Source organism: Stenotrophomonas indicatrix, from assembly GCF_002750975.1.
Lineage (GTDB): Bacteria > Pseudomonadota > Gammaproteobacteria > Xanthomonadales > Xanthomonadaceae > Stenotrophomonas > Stenotrophomonas indicatrix.
Window position 1 is genome coordinate 2,506,508 of record NZ_PEJS01000001.1, and the last position, 14,890, is coordinate 2,521,397.

General features: G+C 65.6%; 14 protein-coding genes. 8 read left to right on the plus strand and 6 right to left on the minus strand.

The genetic code is table 11. The annotated features are described in order from the left end of the window. The first annotated feature begins 7 nt into the window (after positions 1–7). The gene (gene metH / locus CR918_RS11640; protein WP_099843020.1) at positions 8–2,692 is read left to right on the plus strand and encodes a methionine synthase; all 2,685 of its coding nucleotides are present in this window, start codon (positions 8–10) and stop codon (positions 2,690–2,692) included. Between the two features lie 75 nt (positions 2,693–2,767). Here the strand turns inward: metH and CR918_RS11645 are convergent, their stop codons facing one another. From CR918_RS11645 to CR918_RS11665, 5 genes are all read right to left on the minus strand, one after another. Beyond that, on the minus strand, positions 2,768–3,451 hold the full coding sequence (locus CR918_RS11645; protein WP_032976315.1) for a DUF2058 domain-containing protein: 684 nt from the start codon (positions 3,449–3,451) through the stop codon (positions 2,768–2,770). Positions 3,452–3,461: 10 nt separating this feature from the next. Beyond that, entirely contained in the window at positions 3,462–3,701 is a 240-nt protein-coding gene (locus tag CR918_RS11650; protein WP_025876828.1) for a SlyX family protein, read from the minus strand. Further along, a complete protein-coding gene (locus CR918_RS11655; protein WP_025876827.1) occupies positions 3,694–5,043 on the minus strand; it encodes a UDP-glucose dehydrogenase family protein in 1,350 nt (449 codons plus the stop codon). The genes CR918_RS11650 and CR918_RS11655 overlap by 8 nt, the downstream gene beginning before the upstream one ends. Before the next feature lie 23 nt (positions 5,044–5,066). Continuing rightward, positions 5,067–6,044 (minus strand): FKBP-type peptidyl-prolyl cis-trans isomerase N-terminal domain-containing protein, encoded by a 978-nt coding sequence (locus CR918_RS11660; RefSeq protein ID WP_025876825.1) that lies wholly within the window; start codon positions 6,042–6,044, stop codon positions 5,067–5,069. 96 nt (positions 6,045–6,140) lie between these two features. Beyond that, positions 6,141–6,728 (minus strand): glutathione peroxidase, encoded by a 588-nt coding sequence (locus tag CR918_RS11665; RefSeq protein WP_025876823.1) that lies wholly within the window; start codon positions 6,726–6,728, stop codon positions 6,141–6,143. Between the two features lie 623 nt (positions 6,729–7,351). Here CR918_RS11665 and CR918_RS11675 point away from each other — a divergent pair. The 6 genes from CR918_RS11675 to CR918_RS11700 all read left to right on the plus strand — a co-directional run bounded on the left by CR918_RS11675 (position 7,352) and on the right by CR918_RS11700 (position 11,697). After that, on the plus strand, positions 7,352–7,711 hold the full coding sequence (locus CR918_RS11675) for a GntR family transcriptional regulator (RefSeq protein WP_012511573.1): 360 nt from the start codon (positions 7,352–7,354) through the stop codon (positions 7,709–7,711). Beyond that, positions 7,711–8,601 carry an ABC transporter ATP-binding protein gene (locus CR918_RS11680; RefSeq protein WP_032976317.1) on the plus strand — a complete coding sequence of 297 codons (891 nt, stop codon included), beginning with the start codon at positions 7,711–7,713 and terminating at the stop codon, positions 8,599–8,601. Before CR918_RS11675 ends, CR918_RS11680 begins: the two co-directional genes overlap by 1 nt. After that, a complete protein-coding gene (locus CR918_RS11685) occupies positions 8,598–9,623 on the plus strand; it encodes a hypothetical protein (protein ID WP_025876815.1) in 1,026 nt (341 codons plus the stop codon). Before CR918_RS11680 ends, CR918_RS11685 begins: the two co-directional genes overlap by 4 nt. A 23-nt stretch (positions 9,624–9,646) precedes the next feature. Continuing rightward, entirely contained in the window at positions 9,647–10,531 is an 885-nt protein-coding gene (locus CR918_RS11690; protein WP_025876813.1) for a GIN domain-containing protein, read from the plus strand. Positions 10,532–10,561: 30 nt separating this feature from the next. Beyond that, positions 10,562–11,164 carry a YggN family protein gene (locus CR918_RS11695; protein WP_099843022.1) on the plus strand — a complete coding sequence of 201 codons (603 nt, stop codon included), beginning with the start codon at positions 10,562–10,564 and terminating at the stop codon, positions 11,162–11,164. Positions 11,165–11,271: 107 nt separating this feature from the next. Further along, positions 11,272–11,697, plus strand: a complete 426-nt coding sequence (locus tag CR918_RS11700; protein ID WP_032951937.1) for a hypothetical protein — start codon at positions 11,272–11,274, stop codon at positions 11,695–11,697. Between the two features lie 81 nt (positions 11,698–11,778). On the opposite strand, the gene CR918_RS11705 is transcribed toward CR918_RS11700, so the two are convergent. Next, on the minus strand, positions 11,779–13,218 hold the full coding sequence (locus tag CR918_RS11705; protein ID WP_080148444.1) for a class II fumarate hydratase: 1,440 nt from the start codon (positions 13,216–13,218) through the stop codon (positions 11,779–11,781). 289 nt (positions 13,219–13,507) lie between these two features. On the opposite strand from CR918_RS11705, the gene purB reads away from it, so the two are divergent. Further along, a complete protein-coding gene (gene purB, locus CR918_RS11710) occupies positions 13,508–14,875 on the plus strand; it encodes an adenylosuccinate lyase (RefSeq protein ID WP_033831519.1) in 1,368 nt (455 codons plus the stop codon). The last annotated feature ends 15 nt before the right edge of the window (positions 14,876–14,890 follow it).

Here is a 14,890-nt window from a genome sequence, read left to right on the forward strand (position 1 = left end):
GCCGATCATGACGCCTGTCCGCCCTACCCGCCTGTCCGGCCTGGAACCGCTGGTCATCACCCCGGATCTGCTGTTCGTCAATGTCGGCGAACGCACCAACGTCACCGGCAGCGCGCAGTTCCGCAAGCTGATCAAGGAAGGCCGTTACGAAGAAGCGGTGGACGTGGCCCGGCAGCAGGTGGCCAGCGGCGCACAGATACTCGACGTCAACATGGACGAGGGCCTGATCGATTCGGAAGCGGCGATGACCCGCTACCTCAACCTGATCATGTCCGAGCCGGACATCGCCCGCATCCCGGTAATGGTCGATTCCTCCAAGTGGAGCGTGATCGAGGCTGGCCTGAAGTGCCTGCAGGGCAAGAGCGTGGTCAATTCGATTTCGCTGAAGGAAGGCGAGGAGCTGTTCCGCGAGCATGCGCGCAAAGTGCTGCGCTACGGTGCGGCGGCAGTGGTGATGGCCTTCGATGAGAGCGGGCAGGCCGACACCTGCGCACGCAAGGTTGAAATCTGCACCCGCGCCTATCGCCTGCTGGTCGATGAAATCGGCTTCCCGCCACAGGACATCATCTTCGACCCGAACATCTTCGCCGTCGCCACCGGCATTGAAGAGCATGACAACTACGCGGTCGACTTCATCGAAGCCACCCGCATCATCAAGCAGACGCTGCCGCACTGCCATGTGTCCGGCGGCGTGTCCAACGTTTCGTTCTCGTTCCGCGGCAACGAAACCGTGCGCCAGGCGATCCACTCGGTGTTCCTGTACCACGCGATCGCCGCGGGCATGGACATGGGCATCGTCAACGCCGGCGCCATGCCGATCTACGACGAGCTGGAGCCGGAACTGCGCGAGCGCGTGGAGGACGTGATCCTCAACCGCCGCTCTGATGCCACCGAGCGCCTGCTTGAAATCGCCGAGCGCTACAAGGGCAGCAAGGGCGCGGCGAAGACCGAAGACCTGGCCTGGCGCGAGAAGCCGGTGGACGCACGGTTGGCGCATGCGCTGGTGCATGGCCTGGATGCCTGGGTCGACGCCGATACCGAAGAAGCCCGGCAACGTTCCAGCCGCCCGCTGGACGTCATTGAAGGCCCGCTGATGGCCGGCATGAACGTGGTCGGAGACCTGTTCGGTGCCGGCAAGATGTTCCTGCCGCAGGTGGTGAAATCGGCACGTGTGATGAAGAAGGCAGTGGCCTACCTGCTGCCCTACATCGAAGCCGAAAAGGCCCGCAGCGGCGACACCGCCAAGAGCAACGGCAAGATCATCATGGCCACGGTGAAGGGCGATGTGCACGACATCGGCAAGAACATCGTGGGCGTGGTGCTGGCCTGCAACAACTTCGAAGTGATCGATCTGGGCGTGATGGTGCCGGCGCAGAAGATCCTCGATGCCGCCCGCGAGCACCAGGCCGACATCATCGGCCTGTCCGGCCTGATCACGCCGTCACTGGAAGAAATGAGCCATGTCGCCCGTGAAATGCAGCGGCAGGGCTTTGACCTGCCACTGATGATCGGCGGCGCGACCACCTCGCGTGCGCACACCGCGCTGAAGATCGACCCGCACTACAAAGCCCCGACGGTCTGGGTGAAGGACGCCTCGCGCGCCGTGGGCGTGGCGCAGTCGCTGATCTCGCGCGAGCTGCGGGATGCGTTCGTCGCCGCCAACGAGGCGGACTACGCTGAGATCCGCACCCGCCACCGCAACCGCGGTGACGCCAAGCGCCTGGTGTCGCTGGAACATGCACGTGGCCAGAAGTTCCAGTGCGACTGGCAGGCGTACACGCCACCCGCACCGAAGCAGCCGGGCCTGCATGTATTCGATGACTACCCACTCGCCGAGCTGGTCCCCTACATCGACTGGACGCCGTTCTTCCAGGCGTGGGAGCTGGCCGGCAAATATCCGGCGATCCTCACCGATGAGATCGTCGGCACCCAGGCCAGCGAGCTGTACCAGGACGCGCGCGCGATGCTCGACCGCATCGTCAACGAGAAGTGGCTGCGGGCCAAGGCCGTGTTCGGCCTGTGGCCTGCCAACAGCATCGGCGACGACGTACGTGTGCAGCATCCTGATGGCGAGGCCACCCTGCACTTCCTGCGGCAACAGGTGGACAAGCCGGCCGAACGCCCGGATTTCTGCCTGGCCGATTTCATCGCCCCGGCCGACAGCGGCAAGCAGGACTGGATCGGCGCCTTCGCAGTGACCGCCGGGATCGGCATCGACGCGCACGTGGCCCGTTTCGAGGCCGACCACGACGACTACAACGCAATCCTGCTGAAGGCCCTCGCCGACCGCTTTGCCGAAGCCCTGGCCGAACGCCTGCACCAGCGGGTACGTACCGGATTCTGGGGGTACGACCACGCCGAAACGCTCGACAACGAAGCGCTGATCGACGAAAAGTACCGCGGCATCCGCCCCGCGCCCGGTTACCCCGCCTGCCCCGAGCACAGCGAAAAACGCCGGTTGTTCGATCTGCTGGGCGCGGAAACCAACGCCGGCATGCAACTGACCGAGAGCTTCGCGATGCTGCCGACCGCGGCGGTGTCGGGCTACTACTTCAGCCACCCGCAGAGCCAGTATTTCGTGGTCGGCCGCCTCGGTCGCGAGCAGGTCGCCGACTACGCTCGCCGCAAGGGCGTGGATCGTGCCCAGGCCGAACGCTGGCTGGCGTCCAACCTCGACTACGATCCGGAATGAAAAAAGGGGACGGAGGGGATTAAGTCGTTCTTGGCACAAACGACTTAATCCCCTCCGTCCCCTTTTTGTCGGTGCTTACCAGACCAGGTCGTCGGGCACCTGGTACTGCGGGTCGGCGTACGGATCGTCCTCGGCCGGTGCATTCGGGTCGACCTTCAACGCCACCGAAGCGGCGAACACCGCCTCAGACTGGGCGAGGACTTCAGCCGTCACCAGCAGGTAGCGACCGTTGAGCTGGACCACGCCCAGTTCACCTGCATTGAGTGCCTTGAGCTGCTCGGCGGTGACGTAGATGCGCTTGATCTTGCCGCCGTACGGGAAGTGGCGCGCGATATCGGCCGCTTCGGCATTCAGGCTCTTGTCCTTCAGCAGTTCTTCCAGCTTCACCTTGGCCTCGCGGCGCTGGCGGGCTTCTTCCTGCTTCAGGCGCTCGGTCTCGATGCGCTCTTCCTTCTCCCGCTGCGCACGGATCGCGTAAGCCTTGGCCAGATCCATTTCCTCGGCGGTACGCGGCTTGCGCGGCCCCTGCCCGTGGCCCTGGCCACGCTGCTGGCCAGGCTTGCCCGGGCCGCCATTGCCATGCGCCCGCCGCTCGCCGGGTTTGTGTTCGCCCTTGCCAGCGTGCTGCGGCTTTCCATTGCCAGCGCCACCCTTGCCCTGCGGGCGGCCATCACGGCGGGGGGCATCATTCTTGCGCTCGGGCTTGGGCGCGGGCTTGAAGCCCAGGCCCATCAGCTGGTCGCGGAGGGTATCGCTCATAGGATATGGATCAGTAGTGCGGCGGCGGCGGTTCGCTCGCCGGATCAGAAGAATTCAATGCATTGCGGACCTTGCCCAGGTCTTCCAGCAGCACGCGCAGGATGCCGGCATTGCGGCTGCCTTCCATGCGCGCGTCTGCAAGTGCATCGCTCAGTTCGGCCAGCGCGTGTTCCTGGAAGGACACGCGCATCTCCAGCTCGACCAGGCGCGCTTCCAGCGCCTGCTCGCGTTCGGTCGGTACTTCAGACATGCAGCGAACGCCCCCGGCCAATGCCGTAATACGCAAGGCCGGCGGCCTCGACTTCAGCCGGCTCGTACAGATTGCGGCCGTCGAACACCACCGCATCCTTCAGCCGCTCGCGCAGCATCTGGAAATCGGGGCTACGGAACTGCTTCCACTCGGTCACCACGACCAGTGCATCGGCGCCCTGCAGCGCATCGTCGGCGCTGTCACAGAACACCAGATCGTCGCGCTCGCCGAAGATCCGCTGCGATTCATGCATCGCCTCCGGATCGTAGGCGCGCACTGTCGCACCGCCTTCCCACAACTGGGCCAGCAGGCGGCGGCTGGAGGCCTCGCGCATGTCATCGGTGTTCGGCTTGAACGCCAGGCCCCACACGGCGAACGTCCTGCCGCGCACGCCTTCGTCTTCGCCCTTGTCGTAGTGGCGCTGGATCAGGGCAAACAGGTGCCCCTTCTGCGATTCATTGACCGCCTCCACCGCGTTCAGCAGCTTCGGCTCCAGGCCGGCCTGCTGCGCGGTGCGCGCCAGTGCCTGCACGTCCTTGGGGAAACACGAACCGCCATAACCGGCACCCGGATAGATGAAGTGCCAGCCAATACGCGGATCCGAACCGATGCCCTGGCGGACCTGCTCGACGTCGGCGCCCACGCGCTCGGCGATGTTGGCGATTTCATTCATGAACGAAATCTTGGTTGCCAGCATTGCATTGGCGGCGTACTTGGTCAGCTCGGCCGAACGCACGTCCATCTCCACCACGCGATCGTGGTTGCGATTGAACGGTGCGTACAGGCGACGCATCACGGCGACCGACTCGGCGCTGGTCGCACCGATGATGATGCGGTCAGGCCGCATGCAGTCGGCAACGGCGTCGCCTTCCTTCAGGAATTCGGGGTTGGACACCACATCGAAGGCGATATCCGCCCCCCGCGCCGCCAGCTCCTCGGCAATGGCCGCACGCACTTTGTCGGCAGTGCCTACCGGCACCGTCGACTTGTTGACCACCACGGTCGGCACCGAAATGTACCGACCGATGGTGCGGGCCACGGCCAGCACGTACTGCAGATCGGCGCTGCCATCCTCGTCCGGCGGCGTGCCCACGGCGATGAACACCACCTGGCCGTGGCCGATGGCGGTCGCCGCGTCGGTGGTGAACACCAACCGCGACGCGGCGTGGTTGGCCTTCACCATCGGCTCCAGGCCGGGCTCGTAGATCGGGATGATGCCCCGGTTGAGGCCATCCACCTTGGCCTGGTCGATATCGACGCAGACCACCTGGTGGCCAACGTCGGCCAGGCAGGTGCCGGTCACCAGACCTACGTAGCCGGTACCAAAAATCGCAACGCGCATATCCGTGCTGACTCCGTGTTGGCTTACGGCAGAACGCCCAGCAGCTCGACGTCGAAGGTCAGGGTGGAGTTCGGACCGATCGGACCACCCGGGGTGCCGTTCTCGCCGTATGCCAGTTCACCCGGGATCCAGAAGCGGTACTTCGAGCCGACCGGCATCAGGGCCACGCCCTCGGTCCAGCCCTTGATGACCTGGTCCAGACCGAATTCGGCCGGGCCACGGCCCGCGGAACTGTCGAACACCGTGCCGTTGAGCAGCTTGCCTTCGTAGTTCACGCGCACCTTGCTGGAGGGCAACGGACGCTCGCCACTGCCCGGACGGATCACCTGGTACTGCAGGCCCGACGGGGTGGTCACCACGCCCGGCTGGGTCTTGTTCTTGGCCAGGAACGCGTTGCCTTCCTGACGGTTGGTCTGCGCTGCCTGTGCGGCCTTTGCCTGCATCTCGGCCTGCTTGGCACCCATGAACGACTGGATGGTGGCAGTGGCATCGGCTTCGCTCATCTTCGGCTGGCCCTTGCTCAGGCCAGTGTTGATTGCGTCAAACAGCGAAGCGGTATCGATATCGTCCTTCAGCTGTGCCAGCGACGGACCCACCGAATAAGCACCGATCATCTGCGCGACCTTGACCCGATCAACCTTCGCCGGCTGCGAGCCCGGCGCGACGCCCGGCACCTGCTGGCCGCTGCGGGCCATCACCACCTGGCGCAGGGCGGCATCGGTCGCCTTGGCCTGTTCCTGGGTGATCTGCGGCTGCAGGCCTTCGAAGGAACGCTCCACGGCAGTGCGCAGCGCGGCTGCATCGATTTCATCGGCGATCGGCGCGAACGACTTGGCCACATCCAGACCAATGGCGTAGCCGAGCTTCTGCTTGGGGGAATTCAAGGGTGCGGTCTCCTTGGCGGCCGAAGGAGCGGCCGGTTGTTGCGACAGGGCGACACCGGAGGTGCCCATCGCCAGAATCAGAACCGACGCCGCGGCGCCGCGCATTCCCATTTTCATTCGCTGCATTCCTGGAAGTGACTGGACGCCGACGTCGGCGCGAAAACACGTATTGTCGCACGCATGCCGTCGATGTCGAGGCATCCGTGCCGGCATTCAATGTGCGGCCGGTGCCGCCAGCGCCTTGTCGATGGCCGCTTTCAGCTGCGGATCATCCGGGGTGACCTTGCTGGCGAACTGGGCAATGACCGTGCCATCGCGTCCGACCAGATACTTGTGGAAATTCCAGGCCGGCGCCACGCCGGTGGCGGCGGTCAAGCGCTGATACAGCGGCGTGGCCTGCGCGCCGGTCACGTGCACCTTTTCGAACATCGGGAACTTCACACCATAGGTAAGCGTGCAGAAATCCTGGATCTGCTTTTCATCACCCGGCTCCTGCCCCTTGAAATCGTTGGACGGGAAGCCGAGCACGGCAAACCCCTTGCCGGCGTACTGCTTCTGCAGCGCTTCCAGACCCTCGTACTGCGGGGTATAGCCGCACTTGCTTGCCGTATTGACCACCAGCAGCACCTGCCCGTGGTAACGCTGCTGCAGGTTGACCTGCTGCTTGCCCGCCAGCGGCCGGTACGACAGATCCAGCAGATCGGCGGCCGAAGCGGCGGCCGACGTGGCCAGGCCTGCGGCCAGCAGGGTCAACAGGGACAGGCCGCGAAGGCGGCGCGAGGAGGCAGTCGACAAAGGCATGGGAGACGGTCCGCGGTAGCCATTCCAGGGGTCCGGCCGTGACCGGCCGGGAATCGGCCGAACTATAGCACCGGGGTCTGCACGTCTCTGGAGCGCATGCGTTGTCGCGCTTTGCACGGCGTGGCGGAAGCAGTCTGCCGCGCGTCCCAGCCCGCTGCTGATGACATAGCATGGACATGGCTGAATGGGAGGCGGACTGAAAACGCGCCTCCGCAGTTTCTCTTTTTCGATGCATATCAAGCGGTTGAACGAACATTGCGGTGCCGTGACCACCCCTGCCATCAGTTGGGTGGGGGCAGGACTTGCACACAGGCGTGCCGGTGTTATAGTTGCATACAACACCAGTCACCTGAGACAGGGGGAACCATGAACAGCCGGATGCGTCGCAGCCTTGCCGCCCCCGCGGTCACCGCGGTATCAACCCTGTTCGTGCTGGTCTGGCTGGCCATGCCGGCACCGCCGGCCGCGTCCTCCCCCACCCTCTCCGAAGACAGTACGCAGGACGCAGCAGCACCCACGGCAGGGAATGCCGCTCCCTCCCCCTCCCCCCCGCGTCGGCTGCACAGCTCCCTGTCCATGCCGTATTTCTCGTTCGCACAGCCGCTGACCCCACGGAGCTGAATATGAGCGACATCCAGTGGAGCGACGGCGCTCCCATCTACCGCCAGCTGAAGGAACGCGTGATCGCCATGATGCTTGACGGAATCCTCAAGCCGGGCGATGCCCTTCCTTCGGTGCGCCAGGTGGCCGCCGATTACCAGCTCAACCCCATCACCGTTTCGCGCGCCTACCAGGAGCTGGCCGATGAAGGCCTGGTCGAGAAGCGCCGCGGGCTGGGCATGTTCATGACCGAACAGGCGGCCACGCAGCTGCGCAGCAGCGAGCGCGAACGCTTCCTCAATGAAGAATGGCCGGCCGTACTGGAACGCATCCAGCGACTGGGCCTGAGTCTCGACGAATTGTTGCCCCAGGGGAAATTCTGATGAATGCCAGTCCCACTACCGCTGTGCCAAGCGACGCTGTCATTACCGCCCGTGGCCTTCGCAAGGCTTACAAGAACACGCTCGCGCTCGACAACGCCAGCTTCTCCATTCCGGCAGGCCGCATCATCGGCCTGATCGGCCCCAATGGTGCCGGCAAGACCACCGCGCTGAAGGCGGTGCTCGGCCTGACCTCGGTGGAAGGCGAGCTGAGCGTGCTCGGCCGCGACCCGCGCGTGCACCGCGACGATCTGATGAACGACATCTGCTTCATCGCCGATGTCGCCGTGCTGCCGCGCTGGCTGAAGGTGCGTGAGGCGATCGACTTCGTCGCCGGCGTGCACCCCCGCTTCGATCGCGCCCGTTGCGAACGCTTCCTGGCCAACACCAAGCTGCAGCCGAAGCAGCGCGTGCGCGAACTGTCCAAGGGCATGATCGTGCAGCTGCACCTGGCCCTGGTGATGGCCATCGACGCCAAGGTGCTGGTGCTGGACGAACCCACGCTCGGCCTGGACATCCTGTACCGCAAGGAGTTCTACCAGCGCCTGCTGGAAGACTACTTCGACGAGCAGAAGACGATCATCGTCACCACCCACCAGGTGGAAGAGATCGAGCACATCCTCACCGACGTGATGTTCATCCGCGATGGTCGCATCGTCCTCAATGCGGAAATGGACGAAGTCGGCGACCGCTATACCGAACTGCTGGTCGGTGCCGACCAGCTTGAAACCGCCCGCGCACTGAAGCCCATCGACGAGCGCAGCCAGGCCTTCGGCAAGACCGTCCTGCTGTTCGACGGGGTGCCACGCAGCCAGCTGGCCAGCCTGGGTGAAACCCGCAACGCCGGCCTTGCCGATCTGTTCGTCGCTGTCATGAAGGGGACCTACGCATGAATGCCGTCAACCATCCTGTCAGTCCCGCAGGCACCCTGCGCTGGCTGCTCAAGCGCGAATACTGGGAAAACCGCGGTGGTTTCCTGTACGCCCCGGTGATCGCCGGCATCGTCTCGCTGCTGATGAGCGGCATCGGCATCGGCCTGGGCCTGTTCGCCCTGCATCGTGCCGCCCGCGACGGCGGCCTGCACATCGACGGCGAGAGCGTGAACATCAACGGCCTGGATCTGGCCGTGCTGACCCGCGACATCAGCGCCAAGGACATGGCCGACCTGGGCAACGGCCTGGACCTGGCGATGGTATTGACCTCGTCCTGGCCACTGATCGTGCTTGCCTTTGTGGTGTTCTTCTATTGCCTGGGCGCCCTGTATGACGATCGCCGCGACCGCAGCATCCTGTTCTGGAAGTCGCTGCCGCTGTCGGACACCCAGACCGTACTGTCCAAGGTGCTCAGTGCACTGATCGTCGCACCGCTCATCGCCATCATCGCTTCCAGCCTGACCCTGCTCGTTTTCATGCTGATACTGTGCCTGGTGGTGGTCTCCCACGGCGGCGATGCGATGCAGTTGATCGTGGGACCTGCCAATCCGATGAGCCTGGTCATGGGCATGTTCGTGTCCATCCCGGTGTACGCCCTGTGGGCGCTGCCCACTGCCGGCTGGCTGCTGCTGTGCTCGGCCTGGGCACGGAGCAAGCCGTTCCTTTGGGCAGTGATGCTGCCGCTGTTCGCCGGCATCATCGTCAGCACCACCAAGCTGATGCACCTGTTCGACCTGACCACCGGCTGGTTCTGGCAACACATCGTCGGCCGTCTGCTGCTGGGTGCGATGCCGGGAATGGATCTGCTGTACCGCGCCGGTGGCGGTGAATCCAGGCAGGATCTGGACTCGATCGTGGCGCTGATGGCGCCCTCTGCCCAGCTCAAGTCGCTGGCGATGCCCGACCTGTGGATCGGCGCGGCCTTCGGCGTGGCCTTCATCTTCATCGCCATCCGCCTGCGCAAGCGCGCTGGCGAAATCTGATCGTCAACCTGGAGGCACCATCCATGCGTTCCTTGATTGCCTGTACTGCACTGTTGCTGTTGCCGCTGTCGGCGCTGGCCGCCGATGCACCGAACTGCAAGTTCTCCGCGCCGCGCGCGTTGAAGATCGACGCGGCCGGTGCCAAAGCGGTGGTGTTCGAGATCAACCAGCATGACCTGAAGGTGGTCGCCAGCACCGGTGGCGGCCAGCTCGAAGGCCGCGCGTGCGCGTCCAACAAGGACTGGCTGGACCAGCTGGTGCTGGACCAGCGCCGCGTGGGCGACAAGCTGGTGGTGAGCCTGCGCCGCGACAGCCGCGACGCGCTGTCGATGGGTAACAGCTACGCCTGGCTGGACATCCGTGGCAGCGTGCCGGACAACCTGCCGCTGCAGTTCAAGATCGGCTCGGGCGATGGCAGCATCGAGAACGCGCAGTCGCTGAGCATGGACGTGGGCTCCGGTGATGGCATCGCCCGCGGCACCCGTGGCAGCGTGCATGCCGCCGTGGGTTCGGGCGACCTGGACGTTGATGGCGCCGCGTCGTTCAACCTGCTCTCGCTGGGTTCGGGCGACGTCAACGCGCGCAACATCGGCGGTGATGCCAGCGTCGGCACCGTCGGCTCCGGTGACCTGAAGGTGACCGACGTGCGTGGCAACGCGCGGCTGGATACCGTCGGTTCGGGCGACATCGGCTTCAAGCAGGTGCAGGGCAACGTCGAGGTCGGCGTGGTCGGCTCCGGCAACGTCGATATCGAGCAGGTCGGCGGCAACGTCCGCGTGCGCAGCCACGGCTCGGGCGACATCGATGTCGACGGCGTGCGCGGCAACCTCACCGTCGAGCACAGCGGCAGCGGCGATGTCCAGCATCGCAACGTGTCCGGCACCATCACCCTGCCGCGCGGCAAGTAACGTCCAACCATCCGATCCGAGGGGAATGCCATGAGTCTGCTGCGCCTGCTGCCTGCTGCCCTGCTGTGCCTGCCGCTGATCGCCTGTGGCGACACGTCCAGCCCCGACAAGACCGCCGGCAAGGCGGTGGCCGAGACCGCGGGCGGCGCCGGCCAGACCGTCAAGGAGGCGATGGATGACGCCCGCAGGGAAATCGCCGAAGGCAACATCAATATCTCGGCCGACAACCAGCCACGCGCGGAGATCACCCCGCAGGGACAGCTGCTGATCGGTGGCAAGCCGGTGGCGCTGGACGATGGCCAGCGTCGCCAGCTGCTTGATTACCGCGGCCACGTGGTGGCGGTGGCGATGGACGGCATGGATGTCGGCCTGGCAGGCGCCAAGCTCGGCGCCAACGCCGCCGGTGAAGCACTGAAGGGCATCTTCAGCGGTGACAGCGAAGGCATCGAGAAACGGATCAACGCCGAGGCCGCCAAGATCGAAGCGCAGGCCAAGCGCATCTGCGACCGCATGCCGGCCATGCTGGCCAGCCAGCAGGCCCTGGCTGCTTCGCTGCCGGCGTTCAAGCCCTACGCCACGATGGACCAGAGCGATGTGGACGACTGCGGCAAGGACACCGTCGTCAACCGCTGACCCCTGTGACAGATCAGCGCACCCGGCCGGCCGCGCACCTGCGTTGCCGGCCGCTGCGCCCCGGCGGGCTTACAATGGCAGCCCCGGATGCACTTCATCGAACCGCCATGAAAAAGCTGTTTCTGCTGTTGGCCGCCCTGCTCTGCCTGGGCCTGGTCGGCTGTGACCAGGACTACCGCAACCACCGCGCCGAGCGTGGCAAACCCAAGATTTCCGTCAGCGAGAGCATCGTGACCGTGCGCCGCCAGCCGGCACCGAACATCATCATCCTGCCCGACGGGCAGATGAAGATCGACGAGATCCTGATCCCGCTCAACGCCGAACAGAAGCAGATGCTGCAGACGATGTTCGGCAAGCTGCAGGTGCTGCGCCAGAACACGCTGGTGGCCGCACCGGCCGACCCCAACATGCAGCCGGTGAAGATCGTGCCGCCGGAGGGCATGCAGGTGATTCCGCCGGACCTGGTGCAGACCATTCCCGAGTTCAAGGATTACACCGAGACCTTCGGCAACATCGTCGCCGACCGTCGCTGAAACGAACAACGCCGCCCTCCCGGGCGGCGTTCTTCTTTCTCGCCTGTAGTGGGTGCGGACCTCGGCCCGCACACCGCTCGATCAGCCGCCGGCACCACCGCCACCGGCCTGGATGCCACCGGCCGTCAACGCGGCCGGATCCAGCAGGCGGCGCAGCTCGGCTTCGGCCAGGCCACTGTCTTCCAGCGCCACGTCCAGCACCGGGCGCTGCTCCTTGTAGGCACGCTTGGCAATCGCTGCGGCCTTCTCGTAACCGATGATCGGGTTCAGCGCGGTCACCAGGATCGGATTGCGCGCCAGCGCCTCGGCCACACGGTCCTCGCGCACCTTCAGGCCGGCAATGGCGCTGTCGGCCAGCAGGGTCGACACATTGGCCAGCAGGCCGATGCCATCGAGCAGGTTCACCGCGATCAGCGGCAGCGTCACGTTGAGCTGGAAGTTGCCGGTCTGGCCGGCCACGGTGATCGCCGTGTGGTGGCCGATCACCTGCGCGCAGGCCATCACCGTCGCCTCCGGGATCACCGGATTGACCTTGCCCGGCATGATCGAGGACCCCGGCTGCAGTGCCGGCAGTTCGATCTCGCCCAGGCCCGCCAGCGGGCCGGCGTTCATCCAGCGCAGGTCGTTGGCGATCTTGATCAGGGCCACCGCCAGTGCATTGAGCTGGCCCGACAGCTCCACTGCATCGTCCTGCGCGGCCAGGCCTTCGAACTTGTTCTCGGCGCTGTCGAACTTGAAGCCGGTCTGCTGCTTCAGCGCCTTGGCAACCTGTGCACCAAAGCGCGGGTCGGCATTGATGCCGGTGCCGATGGCGGTACCGCCGAGCGGCAGGCGGCGCACGCGCTTGAGGCTGTCCTCGATGCGCTCCTGGGCCGAGGCCAGCTGCGCCGACCATGCACCGAATTCCTGTTCGAAGGTCAGCGGCATCGCATCCATCAGATGGGTGCGGCCGGTCTTGACCACCTTGCGCAGGCTGCGGCCCTTCTTGTCCAGCGTCCTGCGCAGGTGCACCAGCGCCGGCAGCAGCTGCTCATGGGTGGCCAGCACGGCCGACACGCGCAGCGCCGTTGGAATCACGTCGTTGGAGCTCTGCCCCTGGTTGACGTGATCGTTCGGGTGCACCGTGGTCTTGCCGGCCTTGCCGGCGCGATTGGCCAGGGTGGCGATGACCTCGTTGGCATTCATGTTCGAGGACGTACCCGAGCCGGTCTGGTAGACGTCGATCGGGAACTGCGCGTCCCACGTGCCGTCCGCCACTTCAGCCGCGGCAGACTGGATGGCCTTGGCCACGGTCTTCGGCAGATGGCCCAGCTCGGCATTGACGCCGGCGGCAGCGCCCTTGACCAGGCCCAGCGCACGGATGAAACCGCGCGGCATGCGCTGGCCCGACACCGGGAAATTCTGTACAGCGCGCTGGGTCTGCGCGCCCCACAGGGCGTCGGCAGGCACCTGCAGCTCGCCCATGCTGTCGTGCTCGATCCGGAATCCCTTGGGGGCACTCTTGCTTGCAGCTTTGCTCATTGCATCAACTCCGCACTACTTCAGTTGGGGAAAGGAAAGCGGCGGCTGGCAGGGTGTCGCTTCCCGGGCTGGCGGCTGCGACAACGATACTCCCTTGTCCGCAGCGTGGGATGGCGAGGACGGGCCAGATCGTTTCATCCGCAGGGCCGATTGAACGGGTAGCGCCGGGCCGCGCCCGGCGAGCGCGCAGCGCGGCCACCATCCGCCGGGCATGGCCCGGCGCTACCGAGCATGCGAAGGCCACGCGTCGTAGAATATCGGCCCCGCCGCTCGTCCCAGCCCTGCCGACATGTCCGAATCCGCCCTGCTCGCCCTGTCCCCGCTCGATGGCCGCTATGCCGGCAAGGTCGACGCCCTGCGCCCGATCTTCTCCGAGTACGGCCTGATCAAGGCCCGTGTCACGGTCGAAGTGGAGTGGCTGTTGGCCCTGGCCGCCGAGCCGGGCATCGTCGAGCTGGCCGCGTTCTCCGACGCTGCCATCGTCCGCCTGCGTGCACTGGCCAACGGCTTCAGCCCGGCCCAGGCCGCGCGCGTGAAGGAGATCGAGCGCACCACCAACCATGACGTCAAGGCGGTGGAGTACTTCATCAAGGAACAGCTGAAGGACGATGCCGAGCTGGCGCCGGCGCTGGAGTTCGTGCATTTCGCCTGCACCAGCGAAGACATCAACAACCTCAGCTACGGCCTGATGCTGGAACAGGCCCGTCGCGAGGTGCTGCTGCCGACCCTGGACGGCATCGCCACTGCACTGCGCACGCTGGCCCATGCCCAGGCCGGCCAGCCGATGCTGTCGCGCACCCACGGCCAGACCGCCTCGCCGACCACGCTGGGCAAGGAGCTGGCCAACGTAGTCGCCCGCCTGGAGCGCCAGCGCCGGCAGATCGCCGCGGTTGAACTGACCGGCAAGATCAACGGCGCCGTCGGCAACTACAACGCGCACATCGCCAGCTACCCGGATGTGGACTGGCCGGCCTTCGCCGAGCGCTTCGTGACCGGGCTGGGGCTGGTGTTCAACCCGTACACCACCCAGATCGAGCCGCACGACAACATCGCCGAGATCGGTGATGCCGCCCGCCGCGCCAACATCATCCTGATCGACCTGGCCCGCGACATCTGGGGCTACGTCTCGCTGGGCTATTTCAAGCAGCGCCTGAAGGAAGGCGAAGTCGGTTCGTCGACGATGCCGCACAAGGTCAACCCGATCGATTTCGAGAACGCCGAAGGCAACTTCGGCATTGCCAACGCGCTATTCGAGCATTTCAGCGCGAAGCTGCCGATCAGCCGCTGGCAGCGTGACCTGACCGATTCCACCGTGCTGCGCGCGCTGGGCACCGCGTTCGGTCACAGCCAGGTGGCGCTGGATTCGCTGGCCAAGGGCCTGGGCAAGCTGGAGGTGAACCCGCAGCGCCTGGACGCCGATCTGGATGCGGCGTGGGAAGTGCTGGCCGAGGCCGTGCAGACGGTGATGCGCCGCCATGGGCTGCCGAACCCGTACGAGCAGCTGAAGGCGCTCACCCGTGGCCAGGGCATCACGGCCGAGTCGATGCGCACCTTCGTGCAGGGGCTGGAGCTGCCGGCCGATGCCAAGCAGCGCCTGCTGGAGATGACCCCGGGCAGCTACACCGGCCTGGCCGAGTCGCTGGCGAAGAAGATTTAAGGGTTTTCCTTGCGG